The sequence below is a fragment of the Streptomyces stoeckheimensis genome, assembly GCF_045822005.1.
Lineage (GTDB): Bacteria > Actinomycetota > Actinomycetes > Streptomycetales > Streptomycetaceae > Streptomyces > Streptomyces stoeckheimensis.
On the sequence record NZ_CP169550.1, the window covers coordinates 176,457 to 198,213 of the forward strand.

16 protein-coding genes are annotated in these 21,757 nt (G+C 72.3%); 6 read left to right on the plus strand and 10 right to left on the minus strand.

Annotated features, from left to right (window positions below; translation table 11 throughout):
- The first annotated feature begins 190 nt into the window (after window positions 1–190).
- The 6 genes from ACE1OC_RS00795 to ACE1OC_RS00820 all read left to right on the plus strand — a co-directional run bounded on the left by ACE1OC_RS00795 (window position 191) and on the right by ACE1OC_RS00820 (window position 10,341).
- The gene (locus tag ACE1OC_RS00795) at window positions 191–3,565 is read left to right on the plus strand and encodes a S8 family peptidase (RefSeq protein WP_407835276.1); all 3,375 of its coding nucleotides are present in this window, start codon (window positions 191–193) and stop codon (window positions 3,563–3,565) included.
- 209 nt (window positions 3,566–3,774) lie between these two features.
- Window positions 3,775–4,296, plus strand: a complete 522-nt coding sequence (locus ACE1OC_RS00800; RefSeq protein WP_407835277.1) for a hypothetical protein — start codon at window positions 3,775–3,777, stop codon at window positions 4,294–4,296.
- Between the two features lie 20 nt (window positions 4,297–4,316).
- The gene (locus tag ACE1OC_RS00805; RefSeq protein ID WP_407835278.1) at window positions 4,317–5,510 is read left to right on the plus strand and encodes a sensor histidine kinase; all 1,194 of its coding nucleotides are present in this window, start codon (window positions 4,317–4,319) and stop codon (window positions 5,508–5,510) included.
- Window positions 5,507–6,181 (plus strand): response regulator transcription factor, encoded by a 675-nt coding sequence (locus ACE1OC_RS00810; protein WP_407835279.1) that lies wholly within the window; start codon window positions 5,507–5,509, stop codon window positions 6,179–6,181. Before ACE1OC_RS00805 ends, ACE1OC_RS00810 begins: the two co-directional genes overlap by 4 nt.
- A gap of 252 nt (window positions 6,182–6,433) precedes the next feature.
- Window positions 6,434–7,780, plus strand: a complete 1,347-nt coding sequence (locus tag ACE1OC_RS00815) for a lipase family protein (RefSeq protein WP_407835280.1) — start codon at window positions 6,434–6,436, stop codon at window positions 7,778–7,780.
- Between the two features lie 221 nt (window positions 7,781–8,001).
- Entirely contained in the window at window positions 8,002–10,341 is a 2,340-nt protein-coding gene (locus ACE1OC_RS00820; RefSeq protein ID WP_407835281.1) for a collagenase, read from the plus strand.
- A 169-nt stretch (window positions 10,342–10,510) separates the two neighbouring features.
- Here ACE1OC_RS00820 and ACE1OC_RS00825 read toward each other — a convergent pair whose 3' ends face one another.
- From ACE1OC_RS00825 to ACE1OC_RS00870, 10 genes are all read right to left on the minus strand, one after another.
- Window positions 10,511–10,963 carry a hypothetical protein gene (locus tag ACE1OC_RS00825; RefSeq protein WP_407835282.1) on the minus strand — a complete coding sequence of 151 codons (453 nt, stop codon included), beginning with the start codon at window positions 10,961–10,963 and terminating at the stop codon, window positions 10,511–10,513.
- A gap of 228 nt (window positions 10,964–11,191) precedes the next feature.
- Entirely contained in the window at window positions 11,192–11,407 is a 216-nt protein-coding gene (locus ACE1OC_RS00830) for a DUF6243 family protein (RefSeq protein ID WP_407835283.1), read from the minus strand.
- 211 nt (window positions 11,408–11,618) lie between these two features.
- Window positions 11,619–12,530 carry an SDR family oxidoreductase gene (locus ACE1OC_RS00835; RefSeq protein WP_407835284.1) on the minus strand — a complete coding sequence of 304 codons (912 nt, stop codon included), beginning with the start codon at window positions 12,528–12,530 and terminating at the stop codon, window positions 11,619–11,621.
- Window positions 12,527–13,141, minus strand: coding sequence for a TetR/AcrR family transcriptional regulator (locus ACE1OC_RS00840; RefSeq protein WP_407835285.1), 615 nt, complete (start codon window positions 13,139–13,141; stop codon window positions 12,527–12,529). Before ACE1OC_RS00840 ends, ACE1OC_RS00835 begins: the two co-directional genes overlap by 4 nt.
- 101 nt (window positions 13,142–13,242) lie before the next feature.
- On the minus strand, window positions 13,243–13,683 hold the full coding sequence (locus tag ACE1OC_RS00845; RefSeq protein ID WP_250743404.1) for a hypothetical protein: 441 nt from the start codon (window positions 13,681–13,683) through the stop codon (window positions 13,243–13,245).
- Between the two features lie 57 nt (window positions 13,684–13,740).
- Entirely contained in the window at window positions 13,741–14,616 is an 876-nt protein-coding gene (locus ACE1OC_RS00850) for an oxygenase MpaB family protein (protein ID WP_407835286.1), read from the minus strand.
- Window positions 14,617–14,645: 29 nt separating this feature from the next.
- The gene (locus ACE1OC_RS00855) at window positions 14,646–16,736 is read right to left on the minus strand and encodes an MMPL family transporter (RefSeq protein ID WP_407835287.1); all 2,091 of its coding nucleotides are present in this window, start codon (window positions 16,734–16,736) and stop codon (window positions 14,646–14,648) included.
- A 218-nt stretch (window positions 16,737–16,954) separates the two neighbouring features.
- Window positions 16,955–19,618: a DUF6493 family protein gene (locus ACE1OC_RS00860; RefSeq protein ID WP_407835288.1), complete on the minus strand. Its 2,664-nt coding sequence runs from the start codon at window positions 19,616–19,618 to the stop codon at window positions 16,955–16,957.
- Window positions 19,615–21,027, minus strand: a complete 1,413-nt coding sequence (locus ACE1OC_RS00865; RefSeq protein ID WP_407835289.1) for an SWIM zinc finger family protein — start codon at window positions 21,025–21,027, stop codon at window positions 19,615–19,617. The genes ACE1OC_RS00860 and ACE1OC_RS00865 overlap by 4 nt, the downstream gene beginning before the upstream one ends.
- 84 nt (window positions 21,028–21,111) lie before the next feature.
- Complete coding sequence (locus ACE1OC_RS00870; RefSeq protein WP_407835290.1) at window positions 21,112–21,573, minus strand: hypothetical protein; 462 nt, start codon at window positions 21,571–21,573, stop codon at window positions 21,112–21,114.
- Between the last annotated feature and the right edge of the window lie 184 nt (window positions 21,574–21,757).

Genomic DNA, 21,757 nt, shown 5'->3' on the forward strand with positions numbered 1-21,757 from the left:
CGAGCCGGTGGACTGCTGCCGTACCCCGGTCGCCGAGCGGCCCGGACGGCCCGCCCCGCCCACCCCTGCTTCTCCCCCTGGAGGCTGGTGGGACACGGGCCGACCGGTCCCCGGCGACCGGTGTCACCCCCCGACTACGGGGCGCGCGCCACGGCTCCGGCCGTCGTGCGTGCCTTCAACAGGAGCAGAGTTGTTCACACGGACCCACAGGCCTCGACAAGCCGCGGGGGCCCTCGCCCTCGCCACCGCCGTCGTCGCCCTCAGCACGGGGCTGACCAGCCCCGCGGGGGCGGCACCCGCCGCCTCCCCCACCAGGAGCACCACGGGCGCCCCCGTGACCGTCACGCTGATCACCGGCGACCGGGTGACCGTCAACAGCAGCGGCGCCGTCGTTCGCTTCGAGCCCGGCAAGGGCCGCGAGCGCGTACCGGTGCAGATCGAGCGGGCCGACGGCCGGACCCTGGTCCTGCCCGCCGACGCCCGGGCCCTGCTGGCCGCCGGCAAGCTGGACCGGCGGCTCTTCGACGTCACCACGCTCGCCGACCCGACCCTGCGCGCACTGCACCGCGGCGGACTCGGCCTGATCGTCCAGTACGAGGGCTCCGCCGGGGCAGCGCGTGCGGAACTGCGGTCCGCCGCCGGCCACGGTGCGGGGCGCGTCCTCCAGACCGTCAACGCCGAAGCCGTCAAGGCATCGCCCGCTGACGCCACGAAGGTCTGGGAGGCCCTGACGGAGCCCACCGCGCGCGGCCTCCGCGCCGCCGGCGCCGGCATCGGCAAGGTCTGGCTGGACGGCGTGCGCAAGGCGAGCCTGGACAAGAGCACGAAGCAGATCGGCGCCGACCGGGCCTGGCAGGCCGGGTTCGACGGCACGGGCGTGAAGATCGCCGTCCTGGACACCGGTGTCGACAAGACCCACGCGGACCTGAAGAGCCAGGTCGTCGGGGAGAAGAACTTCTCCGACTCCCCCGACACCACCGACCGCGTCGGCCACGGCACCCACGTGGCCTCCATCGCGGCCGGGACCGGGGCCGCGTCCGGCGGGGCGATGAAGGGCGTCGCGCCCGGTGCCAAGGTGATCAGCGGCAAGGTCCTCGACGACCGGGGCTACGGCTCCGATTCCGCGGTCATCGCGGGCATGGAGTGGGCCGTCGCCGAGGGTGCGGCCGTCGTCAACCTCAGCCTCGGAAGCCGCGACTTCCCCGGCGTGGACCCGGTCGAGGCCACCGTGGACCGGCTGTCGGCGGAGAAGGGTGTCCTGTTCGCCGTCGCCGCGGGCAACAACGGTGCCGGCGAGTCCACGGTCGGCTCGCCCGGCAGCGCCGACGCCGCCCTGACCGTCGGCGCCGTCGACGGCAAGGACGCCCTCGCGGACTTCTCCAGCAGGGGCCCTCGCGTAGGCGACGGCGCGGTCAAGCCCGACCTCACCGCGCCCGGCGTGGGCATCACGGCCGCGGCGGCCAGGGGGAGCAAGCTCGACACCGACCCCGGGGCCCAGCACCCCGTCCCCGGCTACCTGGTGCTCAACGGCACCTCCATGGCCACCCCGCACGTGGCCGGAGCGGCGGCGCTCCTGAAGCAGAAGAACCCCGGCTGGACCGGCACCGAGCTCAAGGGCGCGCTGACCGCGTCCACGAAGGACGGCGCGGTCGGCGTCCAGCAACAGGGCACCGGCCGCGTGCAGGTGGACAAGGCCCTGACCCAGACGGTGATCACCGAGCAGCCGTCGGTCTCCCTCGGCACGGCCCAGTGGCCGCACGCCGACGACAAGCCCCTCACCAAGAAGATCGCCTACCGCAACCTCGGCACCACCGACATCACGCTCGACCTCGCGGTGACCGGCACCGACTCCCACGGCAAGCCCGCCCCGTCCGGGTTCTTCGCGCTCGGCGCCACCAAGGTGACCGTGCCCGCAGGGGGCCGGGCCGAGGTCGACCTGGCCGCGGACACCCGGCTCGGCGACGTCGACGGCGCGTTCTCCGGCTACGTCACCGCCACCGGGGGCGGCCAGTCCGTCCGTACGGGCGCGGCGGCCGTCCGCGAGGCCGAGGCGTACGACGTCACGATCGCGACCGTCGACCGCGACGGCGCCCCTGCCCGCGAGTTCTCCCACTCCCTGTTCGGAATCGGCGGCGCCGCCGACGGCATATGGACGGGCGTCAGCAACGAGTCCGGCTCCGGCACCCTGCGTCTGCCCAAGGGCACCTACGCCCTCCACGGCGCCGTGTACCAGGACGCCTCGGACCTCACCAAGGGCGTCGACTGGCTGGTCCAGCCGCGGCTGGAGGTCTCCGGAACCACCAAGGTCACGGTCGACGCGCGCACCGCGAAGCCGGTGGACATCACCGTTCCCGGTCTGGCCACGGCCGACTTCGCCCTGCCGTACTACCAGCAGAAGGTCGGCGAAGGCCACCTCGGCAACGGCTGGGTCCTCCCCAAGGGGTACACCGGGTTCCGCTCCGCCCACATGGGGCCGGCCGTGACCGACGGTTCGCTCACGCAGAGCTGGCTCGCGACCTTCCTCAAGGCGCCGGCCTCCCAGTACAACGTTGCCCTCGGCGGCGTGACGAAGCGTCTCGCCACCGGGTACAAGCGGCACCTGAAGGAGACCGAACTGGCGAAGCTCACCGTAGGGATGGGCGCGTCCGCCCCCGGCAAGTCCGGCTACGCCTACGCCGCCCCCACCCTGCCCGGCATGTCCCAGGGCGACTTCTACGGGGCCGTCCAGCCCGCTCCCGGCACCCGTACGCTCCTGCTCTCCGCCCTCGACGGCGCGACCTGGCGGAGCGGGTTCTGGCAGCTCGGCGCCCCCGACGGGGACGGCAACCAGGGCATCGAGGCGGACCTGGCCGCCCTGGAGCCGAAGCGCTACGCGGCCGGCTCCTCCCACCGCGAGACCTTCAACACCGGAGTCTTCTCACCGCTCCTGGGCGCCCCGGGCCTGGGCGTGTTCCGCAGCGCACCCGACCCGGAGACGGGCAAGCAGACCATCACCGGCGCGGTGCCGCTGTTCGGCGACGGCGCCGGCCACGCGGGCTCCTCGGCGCTCACCAAGACCGCCACCACCCTGTACCGCAACGGGATCAAGGTCGCCGAGAACGAGGACCCGCTGAGCGGCTGGGAGCCCTTCACGGTCGACGGCGCCGACGCCGAGTACCGACTGGCCACCTCCGTGGAGCGGTCCCCGGACGTCTCCGCCGTCTCCACCCGCATCGACACGAGCTTCACCTTCCGCTCGCGTCAGGTCGCCGCCCAGACCTCGCTCCCGGTCTCGACGGTGCGCTTCCGGGCCCCGCTCGACATCGCCTCCCGCGCCCCGGCGGGCAAGGTCACCCGGATCCCCGTGACCGTGCAGGGAGCGGCCTCCGGGAAGAACCTCAAGTCGCTCACGATCTCCGTGAGCCTCGACGGCGGCACGACCTGGAAGCAGGTCAAGGTCACCGACGGAGCGTTCTCCGTCCGGAACCCCGCGAAGGACCAGGGCATCTCCTTCCGGGCCCGGGTCACCGACAAGCAGGGCAACGTCTCCGAGGTCACGGTCATCAACGCCTACCTGGGCAAGTGATCCCGCTTCCCTGAGCCCCGAGCGCCCGCCCGTCACGACACGTGGCGGGCGGGCGCTCGGGCGTCAGGACCGCCGTCCCCGGTGTTCCGCCGGCCGTCGGTGGAGAGGGGGGAGGAGAGAAGGAGGGGGAGAGGGGGAGGCCGGACTCCACCCCCATTTCCACCCCTGGGTCCAGGTGCCGCGCGCCGCCCCGTAGCAGCCTTGAGGGCATGACAACGACCGAGTGGATCACCGACATCGCCCTCATCCTGATCGTCTTCCGGCAGCTTCGGGAAGGGCGGCTCGACCTCAAGTCCTTCCTGATCCCGCTGGGGATCGTGGCCTTCGTGGCCTACTCGTACCTGGACACCATCCCCACGGCGGGCAATGACCTGGCGCTGATCGCGGTCCTGGTGGGCGCGGGCGCCGCGCTCGGCATCGCGGGCGGCGTCTACACCCGGATCCGGACGGTCGACGGGCACGTCCTCATCAAGGCCGGAGTGGTGTCGGCGGTCCTGTGGGTCGTGGGCATGGGCGCGCGGATGGGTTTCCAGCTGTGGGTCGAGCACGGCGGTGGCGCCGATGTCGCCCGGTTCAGCGTCACCCACCAGATCACCGGCGACAAGGCCTGGGTGGCGGCGTTCGTCCTCATGGCCGTCACCGAGGTGGTCACGCGGCTGGCGACGATCTTCATCCGGAGCCGCACCCACACGGTGGCCCGCCCCGTGCCGGTGCTCGACCGCACGGCCTGACCGTGCAGTATGTTCGGCCCATGCCCCCGCGCGAGAGCCCACCGCCCCTCGGGTCGGCAGCCTCCCCGGAGGCCGCCCAGCGTCCCGTTCCCGGACAGGATCCACGGGTCCGGTGGGCCATGACCCTGGCGGTCATCGTCGTCGGAGTCGTGACGATCCGGCCCATGGGCTTCACCGGCCAGGGCCTGGCCGTCCTCGTCCTCTTCGTGCTCAACACGGCAGCGCTACTGGCCCGGGGCCTGCCCGAGAACGCCGCGACCCAGCGGTTCGCCCCCGCCTGGCTGGCTGCCGGTGTCCTCGCGGCGGCCACCCTCATCGGTGTCAGCAGCAGCGGAACGGGCTACCTCTTCGCCTTCTTCCTCACCGGTCACATCGGCTACCGGCTGGAGACCAGGTGGGCCCTGGCCCTCGCAGGACTCTGCAGCGCGCTCTGCGCCGGCGTCCTGTACCTCCACCTCGGGCCGGGAGACCCGCAACTGCCCTGGGTACTCGGCCTCGCCACCGGCGCCCCCGTCCTGATCGGCATCCTCAACCACAGTCAGCGCCAGGCCGTAAGGGCGGCGATCGCAGCGTCCGAGTCGGCCGAACGCGCCGCCCGCGCCGAGGCGCGGACGGCCGTGCTGAGCGAACGCGGCCGGATCGCGCGGGACGTGCACGACGTACTGGCGCACTCGCTGGCCGGGATCAACATGCAGCTGGAACTGACCGACGCGCTGATCGACACCGGCGACCTCGAGAAGGTCCGGGAGGCCAACTCCAAGGCCCACGCCCTGGTCAAAGAGAGCCTGAAGCAGGCGCAGTGGACCGTGCACGCGCTGCGCGAAGACGCGCTGCCGCTCGTGGAGAGCCTGGCCGCGATGGTCGAATCCTCCGGTCACCACGACGCCCTCACCGTCAGCGGCACGGCCCGCGAGCTCCCGTCCCGCGTGACCCAGAACCTGCTGCGGATCGCCCAGGAGGCACTGACCAACGCCGCGCGGCACGCGCCCGGAGGAGACGTCCGCGTGGAGCTGGGGTTCGCCGCGGCGTCGACGACCCTGGCGGTCCGCAACCGCCCCGGCACCCGCGAGGTGCACGCGGGGCCCGGCAGCGGGATGGGGCTGATCGGAATGCGCGAACGCGTCGCGCTCCTGGACGGAACCGTCACGGCGGGACCGGTCACCGAAGGACCGGACCGGGACGGCTGGCACGTGGAGGCAGTGATCCCGGGATGAGCGAACCGACCGAAGAACAGCAGAAGCTGAGGGTGGTCGTCGCCGACGACCAGGCCGCCGTCCGGGAGCCGCTCGCCGCGGTGCTCGGCCTGTCCGGTGACATCGACGTCGTCGCGGCCGCAGCGGACGGAACCGAGGTGCTGACGGCAGTCGCCGCCGGGCCCGTGGACGTCGTCCTGATGGACCTGAGGATGCCGGTCATGGACGGGATCGAAACGACCCGCCGCCTGAGCGAGCAGTACCCGCAGGTGGCCGTAGTTGTCCTCACCACGTTCGCCGACGACGACTCGATCCTGAGCGCGCTGGGCGCGGGAGCCCGTGGGTACCTGACCAAGAACGCGGGACGCCAGGACATCACCCGGGCCATTCGGGCCGCTGCGGCCGGTCAGTCCGTGCTCGACCGCGAAGTGCAGGACCGGCTGCTCGCCTCCGCCAGGGGCACGACCACGAAGGCCTCCGAGCCGGGACCCGCCCTGCCCGAGGACCTCACTCCCCGCGAGCGCGAGGTGCTCGCGCTGATCGGGCAGGGCCTGCCCAACCGGGGGATCGCCGAGCGGCTCTTCATCAGCGAGGCCACCGTCAAGACCCACATCAACAACCTGTTCGCCAAGGCGGGCATCCGCGACCGGGCGGCCGCCGTGCGGCGCGCCATCGAGTCGGGTCTGGCCTGACGCCGTCGCGTCCTTCCTTCCCAGGGCGTCTACGGGCGGGCCTTCCACGAGCGGGCCTTCCACCAGCGGGCTTCGAGCGGGCTTCTACGGGCGGCATGCCGGTGGAAGCGCGCTCGAAGCCCGCTGGAAGGCATGCCACAGCCCTGTTCACGCCCTTTACCTGCTGGTAACTTACGGCGCGGTTACCACTGGTAACGCATACCCCCCTGTGATCCATCGAGCGAATCCGAGGGACTCATGCACCGCATCGCCATGGGGAAGCTGGCAACCGCACTGGCCACCACTCTGGCCGTCACCGCCGTTACGGCCTCCACCGCCACGGCCGCCCCCGCGGCCCCTGCCGCCTCACCGACGGCGGCGGCCGAGGCGACGGACGACTCGTTCTACACCTACGACGGCAGCACGCCCCTGTCCTCGTACGCACCCGGCACCGTGCTCAAGACGCGGACGCTGCAGTACCACGTCGTCGGCATCCCGACACCGGTCAAAGCGATCCAGTTGCTCTTCCGCACCGTGGACGCACAGGGCCGCCCGTCCGCCGGGGTGACCTCGGTCGTGCGCAGCCTCACGGGGGACGGCAGCAGAGCCGTGTCGTACCAGTCGTTCTACGATTCCCTCAACCCGGCGGACTCACCGTCCCGGGCCATCGCGGGCGACGTCTCGCTCGGGGGCCTGATCGCGAACGGCGAGTCCCTCCTCCTGGTGCCACTGCTGCTGTCGGGCTACAACGTCATCATCCCGGACACCGAGGGACAGACCGCCGACTTCGCGGCCGGCCCGGAGTACGGAACCACCACCCTGGACTCGATCCGGGCCGCGAGCCGGTCCCCGGAGACCGGCCTGAACTCCGGCACCCGGATCGGCCTGGCCGGCTATTCGGGCGGAGCCATCGCCACCCACTGGGCGGCCGCCCTCGCGCCGGGCTACGCACCGGACGTCGACCAGAGACTCGTGGGCTACGCCGAGGGCGGGCTGCTCGTCGCCCCCGCGCACAACCTCAAGTACGTCAGCGGCAGCACCATTTGGGCCGGTGTCGCGCCCATGGCCGTCCTCGGGGCCGCACGCTCCTACGACATCGACTTCGCGCCCTACCTCAACAGCTACGGTGCGCAGGTGTTCAAGGAGCTCGAACGCGGGTCGATCATCAACGCCCTCGGCCAGTACCCGGGACTGACCTGGAAGAAGATGGTGAAGCCGCAGTACGCGAACCCGAACTCGGTGCCCGCCTTCGTCGAGGCCGTGAACAAGCTCAACCTCGGCTCGGCCCCCACTCCCAGCGCCCCCGGGTTCATCGTGCAGGGCGGCGGAGGCGTCCTGGAGGGCACCTTCAGCAACCTCCCGGGCATCGGACGCGGTGACGGGGTCATGGTCGCCGGAGACGTGCGCGCGCTGGCCCGGCAGTACTGCGACAAGGGCAACACCTCGCTCAAGTACACGCAGTACGACCTGCTCAGCCATGTCGGCGCCGCCGTACCGTGGGCACCTTCCGCGCTGGGCTGGCTCAACGACAGGTTCGCGGGCAAGACGGCCCCGTCCGACTGCGGCCGGATCCCCGCGGGCAACTCGCTCGCGCCGGAGGTGGCCACAACGGCGCCCTAGGGGCGCCCGTCGCTTCACGCGGCCGCGGGAGGGGTGACGAGCCGCGAGACGGTCCGTCACCCCTCCCGCGACGTCCGCCGGTCGGCAACGATTCCGTTCCGCCGGAGGTAATCCGGCCAAAAGACTACCGGCGCGATGCGACATGTGAAATTTTACATGTCACACATCAGTCGCCCGTGTATTCCAGCACGCGGCCACAACGGCCCCGGAGGCCCCCGCAGATGCATCCCTTCCGGATATCGAAGGCCACGACGCGCAGACTTCCCGCGCTGGGCGCGGCCGTCTTCCTTGCGCTCGGCCTGTTCGCGCCCCAGAGTCAGGCCGCCTCCGCCGGCGCCACGCCCCCGGCCGGTGCGTACGCACGGGGAACCGCGGCCCCGGCGCCGCGCTCGATCCCGGTCCCCAAGTCGCCCGATGCGATGAGCAACGGCTCGCGCTTCCGGATCTCCTCGCAGGACAGCACCGAGGAGTCCACCGCCCCCGCCCCGACCGTCGCGCCCGTACAGCCGGCCAAGTCCGGCAAGGACGGCCGGCGGTCCTCGGCTGCCGCCGGGGACGAGTGCGGTGACCTCTCCGGCGTGATCAACGCGACCGGCAGCACCCTGGTCCAGCAGCTCAAGGCGCTCCCCCGGATCACCTGTACGTACCCGCTGTTCGGCCTCACCGGGGAGAACGCGCGCAAGGCCTTCAACGAAGCCCAGATGGTGACCGTCGCGGGCGCGCTGCGCGATGCCTCGGCGACCTATTCGGGCAGCAACAGCGCCTCCGTCGGGCAGTTGGTGCTGTTCCTGCGGGCCGGCTACTACGTGCAGGACAACAACGGCGACGTCGTCGGCCCGTACGGCACGGCGCTCGACGGTGCCGCGCGCGGCGCGCTGGACGCCTTCTTCGCCTCCCCGCGCAGCAAGGACGTCACGGACGCCAACGGCGAGATCCTCAACGAGGTCGTCACCCTGATCGACAGCACCCACGCCGCCGGCCGCTACGCCGGCGTCGTCAAGTGGATGCTCGGCAGCTACGACGGCACGTGGCCCGGCCAGATGAACCTCGCGATGCAGCACGTCGAGTGGGTCGTCGAGAACGGCTTCAAGGCCAAGAACGACGACCGCGGCTGGCGGGCCGCCCTCAAGGCCGACCCCGCCATCCTCGACGCCTGGGCCGGCTTCATCACGCGCAACGAAGCGCAGCTGAACCGCCTGGACGTCGTCAGCAACGTCGGTCGCTTCCTCGGCTACGCCCTCGACGTCCCCGAGCTCAAGGAGCGGCTCCGGCCGCTGCTCAAGGACCTGATCAACCGATACCCGAACGTCGGCCCCACCGCGCCGATCACCATGAACCTGGGCTGGTACACGCGCCAGTACGACCGGGGCAACTGCGCGGCCTACGGCATCTGCGACCTGGGCGAGCGGGTGCTCCCGGCGATCCTGCCGATCCAGCACACGTGCACCCCGGGCCTGAAGATCCGCGCCCAGGACATGTCCCCCGGACAGCTGGCCGCCACCTGCACCAGCCTCGTCAACCAGGACGCCTACTTCCACCGGGTCATCGGCGACAAGGGCGCGATCCCCGGTGACGTGAACACCAACCTCGAGGTCGTCGTCTTCGACGACTACACCAACTACTCGCTGTACGCCTGGGCCATCTACAACATCGACGTGGACAACGGCGGCATGTACGAGGAGGGCAACCCCGCCGCCGCCGGCAACCAGGCCCGCTTCATCGCCCACGAGGCCCACTGGCTGCGTCCGGACTTCCAGATCTGGAACCTCAACCACGAGTACACCCACTACCTCGACGGCCGCTACAACATGGCGGGCGACTTCGAGGCAGGCATCGTCACGCCGACCATCTGGTGGGTCGAGGGCATCGCCGAGAACATCTCGTTCGGCTACCGGGGCGAGCGCAACGCCGACGCGATCGCCGAGGCCCGCAAGGGCACGTACAAGCTCAGCGACTTGTTCGACACCGTCTACGGTCAGGACGCGGACCCCGAGGTCAACTCGAACCGGGTCTACCGCTGGGGCTGGCTCGCGGTCCGCTACATGCTCCAGGCCCACCCCGCCGACGTCGAGACCGTGCTGGGCAAGTACCGCACCGGTGACTGGAACGGCGCCCGCACCTTCCTCAAGCAGACCATCGGCACCACCTACGACGCCGGTTTCGCCACCTGGCTGACGACGGCCTGCGCGACCAACGACTGCGGCCCCCTGCCGGAGGCCCCGTCCACCCCGCTGTGCACCATCAGTGACCCCCGCCAGTTCGACAAGAACTGCCGCCGGGACAACCTCGCGGCCACCGCCGGGAACTACAGCTACCACTTCGTGTACCTGCCGGCCGGCGTCAAGCAGCTGACCATCACCAGCAGCGGCGGCACCGGCAATGCCGACCTGTACTACGGCGGCAGCAGCTGGGCCACCACGAGCAGTTACCAGGCGAAGTCCACGAACGCCGGCAACGGCGAGACCCTGACGGTGGACAACCCGCCTTCCGGGTGGGTCTACTTCAGCCTCGCCGCCGCGCAGAACTTCAGCGGGGTGAGCCTCTCCACGCAGTCCAAGTGAGCCGGCCCGGCCGGTCCGCCCCGTCACGGGGTGGACCGGCCGAGTGCCTTACGGACGCCAGTCCTCCGCTCCCTCCCTGCGGCCTGCTGCGACTGCGGGCCGATCCAGCCCGTGAACATCTCACCGCCGGGGCTCCGGGGGAAGCAACTGCACCTGGCGCCCCGCACGTTCAGCACCCGAGCGTGACCTCGTGGACCACCGGGTTGGCCGCGCGGGGGAACGCGGCCACACCGAAGGTGCCGCGAACGGTCGCACCGCACGGTGCGGTGACGGCGGGAGCGCGTACCTCGAGGGTGGCACCGGCGAACAGGAGCGGCTTGACCTGCGTCTGGGGCGGGGCGGCTCCGACGACCTCCACGGACAGGGTGGTGAGCAGCTCCTTGACCGCGGGCTGCGGGCTGCCCGGGGAGGGAGGGCCGGCCAGTCCGACCTTCCCGTAGAACGTGATGGTCGTACCGGTGACCTCCGCGCACAGCCGTGTGGCCAGTCCGGCCTGGAGGCCGGAGTTCCCGCAGGAGGCGACCGTCTCGATGACGGCTGCCGGCGGGGCGGCGGCGGCCGGGGTGATCGTGCAGAGGGCCAGAACCAGGGCAGTGGATGCGAGCAGGGCTAAGCGGTTCATCGCGGTTCGTTCTCCTAGTGAGGGAGCGCCGTCCAAGGGTTCTCGGCTGACGCTTATGACATGTGATATTTCACATGCTACTAGAACGGAACATGTGCGGGATCTGAACTCCGCCGGGCCGCATGGCGACACTCACGTCGGGGCCGGCCCGATACGGCAGCAGGGCCCGGGCCGCGCGTCGCGGTCCGGGCCCTGCCCCTTGCGGTGCCGCCTTGCGGCGACGGTGCGTCAGCTCTGTGCGGTGGCGGCGTCCGCCGACCCTGCGCCCTCGGCCACGCCTGCCTTCTCGCGCATCTTGCGCACCAGCTCCGCCTTCTGGTCGGCCGCACCCTGGCGGTCGAGGTTGCGGTGCGGACCGTTGTTCTGCCGTTCGGCGCGGGACTGCCTCTTGCGCTGGCCGCCGCCCTGGCCGACGGGGTTGTTGATGTTCTTGCTCACGGTCACAGGTTCTCCAGGTAAGGGTGTGAAGCGATCTACGGATTCATCGGTGAGGGACAAGCGGCGACGTCGAAGAACGTCAGCAGAGGCCCATCACGCTCTCACTCGTAAATCGGCGTCTGGAAGAACATGACAACGTTACCCGGTTCCGTCGGCCCCGCGTACCAGCTCTCACCGGCACCCGCCGGTGGTCGCCGCGCGCTTGGGGCGGGCGGGGTTACAGCGGGTCGCCGAGGGGTCCGTACTGCTCTTGGAGGTTCTCGGCCCAGTGGGCGGCGAAGTCCGGCTGTGTGCCGTCGGCATCGGTGAAGCCGTACTCCTCGTACAGGCCCCAGGTGGCCAGGGCCCGCCCGCTCTTGGCCATGACGTCGGGGTCGGCTGCCAGTGCGGCGACGGCCCGGCCGAGGTAGGCCGGGGTCTCGGAGTGGGCGAAGTCCGGGTCCTGGGCCGCGCCGTCGCGCCAGTTGGCCTCGGTGACGCCGAAGTGTTCCAGCATGGCTTCGGAGCGAAGGAAGCCGGGCGTGATGGCCACGGCCGCGACACCGTGGGGCCGCAGCTCGGCGGCCTGGGCGACGGCGAGGCGGATGACCGCGGACTTCGCCAGGTCGTAGAAGAACGTGCCGCGATAGCGGGCGGTGTTGCCGTCGGTGACTTCCACGACCAGGCCGCTCTTGCGGGCGACCATGAGGGGGAGCGCGAACCGGCTGGTGATGACGTGGGTCTCCACCGCTTGGCGCAGCAGCCGTAGACCGGTGTCCAGGTCCTGCTCCCACAGGGGGTGTTCCCAGTCGGTCAGCGGGTCTCCGCCCCATACGGAGTTCACCAGGATGTCGAGCCGTCCGTCCTGTTCGGCGGCGATCTTCTCGACGAGGGCCCGGACCTCGTCGGGACGGCTGTGGTCGGTGCGTGCGGGAATGCCCAGGCCGCCTGCCGCGGTGACCTTCTCGGCGGTCTGCTCGATGGTTTCCGGGCGGTCCAGGTCGGAGCGCCCACCCGTACTGCTGCGGCCGGTGACGTACACCGTGGCGCCGGCGGCGCCGAGCTCGACGGCGATGCCCCGTCCGCCGCCGCGGGTACCGCCGGCGACGAGGGCCACCTTTCCGGCCAGCGGCCGTGCGTCGGTCTTCATGATTCCTCCAGGTCGTGGCCGTCTCGGAGCGGAAGGTGCGGGGACAGTGCGGCGTCGAGCTCCTGCCGGAGCCGTTCTTCGAGGGCGCCTTCGCGTTCGAGCGCCCAGGTCAGGCCCGCGCCGGCGATGACCACCTGGACGGTGCGGGCCAGCGCCGCCGTATCGGTTTCCGAGCGGAGCTCGCCCGTGCCGGCCGCCTCCGTCAGCAGTTCCTCGATCGTGCGCCGGTGCGTGCGGTGGATGGCCAGCGCACGCTCGTAGAGCTGCGGATCGGCAAGATCCATGCACAGGAACGCCAGATGATGGGCGAAGCTTTCCGGCGTGGCCATCACGGCCGCCGACTCCACCGTCAGGGCCGCCAGGGCCCCGAGCGCCGAGTCGTGCGACTGACGTACGCGCCCGGCCGTCTCGGTCGCGTCCCTCTCGGACTGGTCGGCGAGGGCCAGGAGCAGACCGCGCTTGGAACCGAACCGCTGCACCAGGGTCCCGGGCACCAACCCGACCTCGCCGGCCACGGCGGCCAAGGTGAGACCCGCCGGACCCACCCGGCCCATGACCTGCGCCGCCGCACGCAGGATGACCACATCCTCGACCCCTCGGGGACGCCCCACCACTGCCACCTCCATAAGTAAATGCACGTTCATTTATTAAAGCACGCAGGTCCTTCCCACGGCTACGGCATGGGAAGGACGACGGTCCGGGTGGCCCGCGGTCAGCGGCGGCCGGTGGCCAGGACGATGAGGAACTGCCCGCCACCGGACTGGATGTCGGCGGTCACCGGCATCCCCGGTACCAGGCGGGAGAACCGGTCCACCAGCCAGTCCGCCGCCTCCTGGGCGTCCTTCTTGGTCGGACAACGGCCCACCATCTCGCGGCCGCCCTTGCGCTCCAGCCTCTCGGCGACGGCGATCAGCGGCGCGGGTTCGACCACGTACAGGCGCTCGGGCCAGGCGATGACCACCTTGACGGCGCCCTTGCGGGTGTTGCATCCGCGGTGCGCGAGCCGTTCGGCGACCTTCGCCTTCCGGTCGGCGGTCCGGCTGTCGACGCTGGGCCCCCGGGGGTCGTTCACCGACTCGTCGGGGTCGACCGGTTCGTCGCACACCCAGCACCGCCAGCCGTCACGTTCGGCCACATCATCAAGGAGACTCATCCGAGCAAAGTACCTGCCCGGACGCCACCCCGCGTACCGGGGCCCGCGCACGAGGGCTCAGGTCGGCGGCCGGGGTGGTGGGGTCATCGCCCATCGGATCGACCGCGTGAGCGCCTGCCCGGACAGCCGTACGCAGGTGTCCATCGGGGCGGGTGCGGGGCGCAGGCCGAGCATGCCCGGCGCCCACGGGGGCAGCAGGGCGATCGCGTTCGCGGCGAGCAGCGCGTACGGAGCCCGGGCCGGCCAGGGCAGGGGTGGGTGGCGGAGCAGGAAGCGCGCTGCTTCGAGTGCTTCGGGCGTGGCCCGCAACTCCGGCCGGTACGCGGCCAGCAGGGCCTGGAGCGAGGACCGGTCTCGGGGTGGGTCCACCACGCCGAGGGCTGCCGCCACCCTCGCGGTGTCGGCGACGTAGGCGTCGTACCCGGCTGCGTCCCACGGGTGCGCGCCGAAGCGCTCGTGTGCGCGGAGGAAGCTGTCGACCTCCGCCGCGTGCACCCAGCCCAGCAGGTGGGGATCGGCTGCGCAGTAGGGCTCGCCCTCCGCCGTGGTGCCCCGTACCCGCTCGTGGACCGCTCGGACGCCGTCGACGGCGAGCTGCGCGTCCTGCGCCGTGCCGTAGGTGGTGAAGGCGAGGAACGTGCTGGTGCGCTGGAGCCTGCCCCAGGGGTCGCCGCGGAAGCCGGAGTGCGCCGCGACGGCGCTCATGGCGAGGGGGTGCAGGGACTGCAGGAGGAGGGCGCTGAGGCCTCCGATGAACATCGAGGCGTCACCGTGGACCGTGCGGATGGGGCGGTCGGGGCCGAACCAGCGGGGGCCGGGGGTGGTGTGGATCCGTGCCCGGTTGGCGGGGCCCGATGGTCCCGCGACCCGGCTGAACAGCGTCGAACCGAGCCTCTCCCGTAGGGTCCGGTCACCGGCCGAGGACGTGTCCATGGTGGTGTCCTGCCCGCCCGGGGCCCGGTTCAATGCTTGTCCGTGGCGCGGCTGAGCGCGCCCGGCCACCATGCGGCCGGGCCGATGTCCCGGACGAGGGCCGGTACCAGGAGGGACCGGACGACGAGGGTGTCGAGCAGTACGCCGAAGGCCACGATGAAGGCGATCTGGAGCATGAACGCCAGTGGGATGACGGCGAGCGCGGCGAACGTGGCGGCGAGGACGACACCCGCGGAGGTGATCACGCCGCCGGTGGCCACCAGGCCTCGCAGTACTCCCCGGCGGGTGCCGTGCAGGAGGGATTCCTCGCGGACGCGGGTCATCAGGAAGATGTTGTAGTCGACCCCGAGGGCCACGAGGAAGACGAAGCCGTAGAGGGGTACGGAGGAGTCGGTCCCGCTGAAGCCGAGGAGCCGCTGGAACACGATCGCGGAGATGCCGAGGGTCGCGACGAAGCTGAGGGCGACGGTGGCGACCAGGAGGAGGGGCATCAGCAGCGAGCGCAGCAGCCCTACGAGGATGATCAGGATGATCACCAGGACGACGGGGATGATGAGCGCACGGTCCTGCGCGGCGGTGCGCTGGGTGTCGTACTGCTGCGCGCTGTATCCGCCGACGATCGCGTCGGCGTCCGGCACGGCGTGGAGCGCCTGACGCAGTCGGACGACGGTCTCCTGCGCCGCCCTGCCGTCCGAGGCTGCTTCGAGCGTGACGTCGAGGCGGACCCTCCCGTCCGCCACGAGCGGTGCGCCGCCCGGCGGCCCCGGTGCGAAGGGGGTGACCGCGGCGACGCCTTCGGTACGCTCGGCGGCGCGCGCGACCTGGTCGAGCCGGTCGGCGTCCGCGATCACGACGGCCGGGTTGCCCGATCCGCCGGGGAAGTGCTCGCTCAGGGTCTGCTGGGCAGCCACCGACGGGGCGTCGTTCACGAAGATCTCGTCCAGCGGCACGCCCTTCGCGTTGAGCGTGGGGGCGAAGGCCGCGCAGGCCAGGAGGACGGCGAGGCTGAGGGCCCAGACCCTGCGCGGGGCCCGGTCCACCACGGCCGCCACCTTCTTCCAGATTCCGTGGCCGGCACCGTCCTCGGCGGTGTGCCCGATCTTGGCGGGCCAGTAGGCGGCGCGGCCGAGCAGGACGAGGACGGCGGGCAGGAAGGTGAGGGTGCTCAGCACCGCGCACACGATGCCGATCGCCCCCACCGGGCCGAGGGCGCGGTTGTTGGTGAGGTCGCTCAGCAGGAGGGCGAGCAGGCCGAGGGCGACGGTGCCCGCGCTCGCCGTGATGGGGCCGGCGGACCGGCGCAGGGCGGCCCGTACGGCGGCGAACCGGTCGGAGCGGGCCTGGAGTTCCTCGCGGAAGCGTGCCGTGAGAAGCAAGGCGTAATCGGTGGCCGCGCCGATCACGAGGATCGAGAGGATGCCCTGCACCTGCCCGTCGACGCGGACGATGCCGCGGTCGGCCAGCGCGTAGACGAGTCCGCAGGCGAGTCCCAGGGCGAACACGGCCCCGACGATGATCACCACGGGGAGCAGCAGGCTGCGGTAGACCAGCAGGAGGATCAGCAGGACGGCGACGAGGGCAACGGCCAGCAGGAGTCCGTCGATTCCGGCGAAGGCATCGGCCAGATCGGCCCGGCTCGCCGCGGGACCGGCCAACTGCGCAACGGTGCCCGGGACCTTCGCCGCGGCCGCCGCGATCTCCTCCAGGGTGCGGGGCAGCTCCTCCCCCAGATCGGGCTCGAGCGGTACGACGCCCTGCAGCGCCCGGCCGTCGGCGGAGAGGACGGCCGCGGACGCGGCCGAGGCGGGCGGCAGGCCTGCGCCGCTCAGTCCGGCCAGGGCCCGCGTGGCGTCCTCCTGTTGCCGGGGGCCCAGCTTCCCGCCCGGTGTCTTCGCCGTCCACACGACGATCACCGGCAGGCTCTCGTCCTGCCGGAAGGCCTTCTGCGCCTCGACCACCCTGGTGGACTCGGCGCTGCGGGGCAGGAAGGCGGTCTGGTCGTTGGTGGCCACCTCGCCGAGCTTCCCCGCGTACGGACCCAGCCCGCCTCCGACGAGCAGCCATGCCACGACGAGGACGGCAGGGATCAGCCATCGGGTGAACCGTGGTGAGGCGGACATGACGCTCCCGGGCATCCAGCGAGGAGTTGCGTGGCCCGGCGGTATTTGCTCGGACCCCATGTATTCGCCGGCGAGGGCCGGAACGGATGCGGACCGGCCGAGGATTCAGCGCCCGGGTGCTCTCAGGTCGCCGAATTACTCGTTCACGGTGGCATGTCTACCTCCCGCAGGACCAGCCGACCGTCCTTCCGAGCATGCCACCGCCTGCCACGGGCCCGCTACCGGCCTCCCGCAGCCGCTCCTTCCGCGTTGCGCCGGAGGCCGTCGCGGAGGCGGGAGGCCTGGGTGACCAGGCGGGAGCGGCCGGGTCGGGAGGCGGCCTCGGCGAGGCCCGTCGGCTCGGGCGACGCCGCTCCCGACTGCTCCACGCAGTCGGCTGCCGTCGCGAGGAGGTCCCCCGTGCCCCCCGGGTCGGCCGTGCCGGTGAGCAGCACGGGGAGAACGGCGGCCAGGACGGCCCAGGTGGTCGTGCAGGCTCCGGTGGCGGCGGCGGTGCGCAGCGAGTCGGCGAGCCGGTTGGGTTTGACCGTGCCCAGGTTCAGGAGTTCGCCCAGGTCGCCGCCCAGGCGGCCCGCGTCCAGCTCCTCCCGGGCCGCGAGGGTGAGCAGCGCGTCCACGGCCCGGAGCCGGTCCTCCGGGTGGCGGGCGCCGAGGCCGGTGGCCACGGCGAGGTGCAGGGCCGGCCCCGCGGGTCCGCCGGCCGCGGCGAGCTCCGGGAGCGCGGCGAGGCCACCGCGCCCTTCGTGGACGGCGCAGGCCGTGACCTCGGGGAGCCACCAGGCGGCCAGGGTCTCCCGGTCCTCGGGCCAGGCCGCGATCAGCAGGGCGTCGGGGTCTTCGCCGCCGTCCCAGCAGCGGTCGGTGGCCTTTCGGGCCTGCGCCAGTTCGTGGAACGTGGCCGGGAACTCGCGGAGCAGGGTCGTGCGTTCCGCCGTGTCGAGCACGAGGTGCGCGGGGGTTTCGCCGTACGCGTACGGCACGGCCGACGCGGTGCGGCGGGTGAGGGCCGCGGGCTCGCCGGCCTCTTCGAGCCAGGCCGCCAGCCTGTCCCCCTCCGGTGTGCCGAGAGCTGCTGCTGCAGGAACGGCGGCGGGGTCACGGCGTACCCGCAGCAGGGCCTGCGCGAAGTCCACCGGGGCGGGCTGTTCGCCGACGCTCCGGTACTCGGCGAGTCGCTCGACGAGCACCCGGGGATCCAAGGTGCCGGTCTGCCCGGTGGGCGTGGCGAGCAGGAAGGGCAGCGGCCGGGTCGTGAGGTGCCGCGCCGCCTCGACCAGGCGGGCGTGGCGGGCGACGGCGAACGCGGTGTGGTGACAGTCGCTGCGCCAGCTCACGAACGCCTCCGGCTGCTCCCCCGACGGATGCGCGTCCAGGACGGCGGCGGCGACGTGCGCGAGTCCGGCCAGGTCGCCGCCGTACCGGCGGGACCGGGCGGGATCGAGCCACCACTGGTCGGCGAGCGCCGGGCGCAGCGCTTCGGCGAGGGCGGAGCGGTCCCGGTGCGCGTGTCGGACCAGGCCGTCCAGGGCGCGCTCGAACTCCTCGACGGTCGTGGTACGGGAGTTGATGGCGGCCGCGACGAGTTCCACGGTCTCCGCGACGGTCCCGGGGGCCGGGGCGAGCGGGAGCGCGGCCGGGGGCGGCGGAAGGATCTCCCGGTAGGGAGCGGTCTCCTCGGCGGGGACGGCCGCGTCCTGCCCGAGGAGTTCCACGGCACGGGCCCGGTGTGCCGGACTCAGCGACCGGGCCTGCTCGGCGAGTTCGGCGCGCAGGGCGGGGTCGTCGGTGAGGTGGAGGGCGGTCAGTTTGAGCGCCCGCTCCTGGATGTCGGTGTCGGGGTGGCCGAAGGCTTCGCCGAGCACCGGCAGCAGCTCGGGGGCGGCCGCCGGGTCACGGCGCAGCTCCTTGCCGATCAGCACCAGCTGGGCGCGGACGAGCTTCTTCTCGGGGCGGAAGAGGACGGCTGCCGACATCTCGGCCAGCAGTCCGGGGGTGAGGTGGCCCGCCGCGGCGAGCCGGGCGAGTATCTGCTGGGCGTGCCCGGCCACCGGGGACGGGGCGTCGGCGGTCAGCGCGATCCAGTCGGCGGCGCGTTCGCGCTCTTCTTCTTCGGTCGGCCGGAGCGCCTGCCAGATGGCCTGGTAGGGCTTCAACTGGGTGTACTTGCCGCCGCGCAGCAGGCGGGCCGTACAGCCGTCGAGGAGGACGGCTCGGTCCACGATGCCGTCCGTCGCCAGGCCGGCGAGGGCTGCCGGCCAGTGGTGGGGATCGTCCGGGTCACAGCGCCAGCCGAGGAACCGGACCGGCTCGGCGGTCTCGAAGAGGCACGGCACGAGGGCGCCGACGTGGGGGTCGCTGCGCAGGGCGAGGGCGAGCGGGGTGCGGGAGGTGCCCACGGCCTCGGCCCAGCCCTCGACGCAGCCGTCGGTGGTGGGCATCGGACAGTCGGCGAGCCGGACGAGTTCGCTGATCAGCGGGTAGTCCTGCTCGACGGTGGAGGCCCGGGCGGCCAGCCGGTGGGCGAGGTCGCCGAGCCACCCCGCGTCCCGGTCGGCCAGGACGTCGAGCAGGACGCCGACCGGCACTTGCTGCCAGCGGCGCATGTCCCGGGCGCCGATCCATGCGGCGGCGGCTGCCGCACCGGTGTGGCAGCCGGCTCCGGCGACCACCAGGGCCGGGCTCATCAGGTCCCGTTGCTGCCAGCCGTCCCAGCCCTGGGCCCGCAGTTCGGCGCGCAGCTCCTTCAGACCGACGAGCAGCTCGCGGCGCTGCGTACGGTCCAACAGCTTGAGGAGGCCGGGCAGTTCGGCGGTACGTCCGTTGCGCACCGCCGCGAGGGCGCGGTGGGTGGAAGCCTGCTCGGGGGCGGAGGTGAGGTTCATCGTGCGGCTCCGGTGGAAGCGGTGTCGGCGGCAGTGGTGGTGGCGGTGGCGGCCCGGAGAGCCATCCGGGTGGCGAGGGCATGCTTACAAGGGCCGCGGCGGCCCCGGTGGTCGGCCCACCACTGGCAGGTGCAGCTGAGGGCGCCTCCGGACTCGCGCACCTGGTAGCGGCGTTCACCGGAGGCCACGACGGAGGTGCCGGGGCGGTCCAGGGTGACCGCGCCGGCCGTGAGCAACGCGCGGGCGGCGACGAGGCGCGGGTTGTGGCGTTCGGCGCGCCGGGCGTCGTAGGGCAGCTCGCGGTGGAAGTAGGCGGCTTCGGCGATGTCGTAGCCGACCCGTCCGGCGGTGCCGAGGCGGGTGAGTGCGGCCCGGACCCGTGCGACCGGGAGGCCCGACTGGTCGGCGAGGTCCGCCGGGTCGATGCGCGGTTCCCAGGCGAGCAGGACGGAGATCAGCTCGGCGTCCTCGGCCGCCTCATCGGTCGCGAGGGCCTCCAGGACGGCGCCCTCGCCGGAGAATCCGCGGTCTGCCTCCGGGGAGAGGGTGAGGGTGAGCCGCATGCCGGGCAGGCCGATCTCCCACGCGGAGGCGGTGGGGTTGGCTCCGTCCGCCGCAGGACCGTACACGCGCAGGCCGGTGGCCTGTCGCAGTACCCGCTGGAGGGCGGCGAGGCGCTCGGGGCCGGGCAGGCAGACCGCGCCGGGGACGGGCCGGGTGGTGGGGCGCAGGGTACGGCCCGCGGGGACCACCCAGAGCGGGCCGCCCGCGGCTCCGCCGCCCGACGCGGTGCGCGGGAGGGAGCGCAGGAATCGGGCGGTCTCGGTGGGGCCGAGTTCGGCACGCAGGTCGAACCCGGTGGTGATGGCCTGGGACTCGGCGAAGCCGCGCAGCCAGCGGTCGGGCAGCGGCACCTTCTTCTCGACGACGGCGCCGTCCAGGGTGGTGACGGCCATCTCGTCGGGGCCGACCCGCAGGTGCAGCGGGTCGTCGCCGGTGAGCCGGGACAGCGCCTCGCGCAGCGGGTTGTTGACGTCGACATTGGTGGTGCCGTGGCCGGTGTCGGCGCCGCGCAGCCCCTCGGGCAGCACGTCGAGCCGGGCGTACACACCGCAGCAACCGGAGAAGGATTCGAAGCGCAACCGGTCGCCGTTGCCGGTGACCACCGGGTCGAGCGAGGCGCGCAGGGTGCGGCGGAAGTAGCGGGCCGCGGCCACGTCCGCGACGGCGAGCAGCGCGCGGGCGGCCGCCTGAGGGGCACTCAGGAACCCGGCGAAGAACTGCGGGTGGTCCTCTGCCCCGGCCGGGGTCAGACCGCCCGCGGTCTCCAGGCCGAGGGCCCGGCCCGCCTCGGCGGAGGTCAGCGAGGAGGGGCGCGCGTAGGCGAAAGTGTGTGCGGTTCGCGTCATGAACGGGACGTTAGGCGGAGCCACTGACAACGCCGCCGGGGCAGTGGACGACGCGGGGACCGGGGACAGGACCACCCCTGCCGCCTATACGGGCTCCTCGTACAACTCGACCTCGAAGGGCCCGCGATCGCGTAGCAGTCCGAGACGCTTCTCCATGGCGGCGAACCACTGGTCGAGGTCCGCATCGGTGTCGTGGAAGTACCAGGAGTCGAAGCTTCCCGCGGCATCCAGGGCGGGTTCGGGCTCATAGCGGAGTTCGCAGTGGACCTGTACGTAGTGGTCGTGCTCGCCGTCGTCATCGTTGACGCCGAACTGCCGGGTGAGGTCCAGCGTGAACATCGGCCGCCCGGTGAAGGCGTACGTACCGTACTGGAAGAGCAAGCCGTCGGACTCGGCGGACGGCACCGCGCCGAAGCGGTGCTGCGCGAAGCGCACCCAGGCCAGCCATGCGGCTCGAGTGGTCAGCTCGGTCGTGGCCGAACGGCCCACGGCAAGCTCGGCACGCAGCAGGGCGAGTGCTTCTTCTTTCCGTTGTTTCCTGTGCACGCCGGCTCTCCTCGCATCGTGAACCAGCACCTTAGCGGCGTGGAGACGGCTCACATCCTGCTCTGGTCACGGAGGCGTCCGCCGAAGGGCGGGCGGCTCGAGAATTCGTTTGGCGGGCCGCGGCGACCGCTGATATTTTCCCGGAGGCCGTGCAAGAGAACGAGGAGGTGGTACCCGTGAACGC

What these genes read in the sequence shown, in the direction of transcription:
- ACE1OC_RS00800 (WP_407835277.1), top strand. Translation starts at nt 3,775, where the DNA reads ATGACAACGACCGAGTGGATCACCGACATCGCCCTCATCCTGATCGTC.
- ACE1OC_RS00805 (WP_407835278.1), top strand. Translation starts at nt 4,317, where the DNA reads ATGCCCCCGCGCGAGAGCCCACCGCCCCTCGGGTCGGCAGCCTCCCCG.
- ACE1OC_RS00810 (WP_407835279.1), top strand. Translation starts at nt 5,507, where the DNA reads ATGAGCGAACCGACCGAAGAACAGCAGAAGCTGAGGGTGGTCGTCGCC.
- ACE1OC_RS00815 (WP_407835280.1), top strand. Translation starts at nt 6,434, where the DNA reads ATGGGGAAGCTGGCAACCGCACTGGCCACCACTCTGGCCGTCACCGCC.
- ACE1OC_RS00820 (WP_407835281.1), top strand. Translation starts at nt 8,002, where the DNA reads ATGCATCCCTTCCGGATATCGAAGGCCACGACGCGCAGACTTCCCGCG.
- ACE1OC_RS00825 (WP_407835282.1), bottom strand. Translation starts at nt 10,963, where the DNA reads ATGAACCGCTTAGCCCTGCTCGCATCCACTGCCCTGGTTCTGGCCCTC.
- ACE1OC_RS00835 (WP_407835284.1), bottom strand. Translation starts at nt 12,530, where the DNA reads ATGAAGACCGACGCACGGCCGCTGGCCGGAAAGGTGGCCCTCGTCGCC.
- ACE1OC_RS00845 (WP_250743404.1), bottom strand. Translation starts at nt 13,683, where the DNA reads ATGAGTCTCCTTGATGATGTGGCCGAACGTGACGGCTGGCGGTGCTGG.
- ACE1OC_RS00850 (WP_407835286.1), bottom strand. Translation starts at nt 14,616, where the DNA reads ATGGACACGTCCTCGGCCGGTGACCGGACCCTACGGGAGAGGCTCGGT.
- ACE1OC_RS00855 (WP_407835287.1), bottom strand. Translation starts at nt 16,736, where the DNA reads ATGTCCGCCTCACCACGGTTCACCCGATGGCTGATCCCTGCCGTCCTC.
- ACE1OC_RS00860 (WP_407835288.1), bottom strand. Translation starts at nt 19,618, where the DNA reads ATGAACCTCACCTCCGCCCCCGAGCAGGCTTCCACCCACCGCGCCCTC.
- ACE1OC_RS00865 (WP_407835289.1), bottom strand. Translation starts at nt 21,027, where the DNA reads ATGACGCGAACCGCACACACTTTCGCCTACGCGCGCCCCTCCTCGCTG.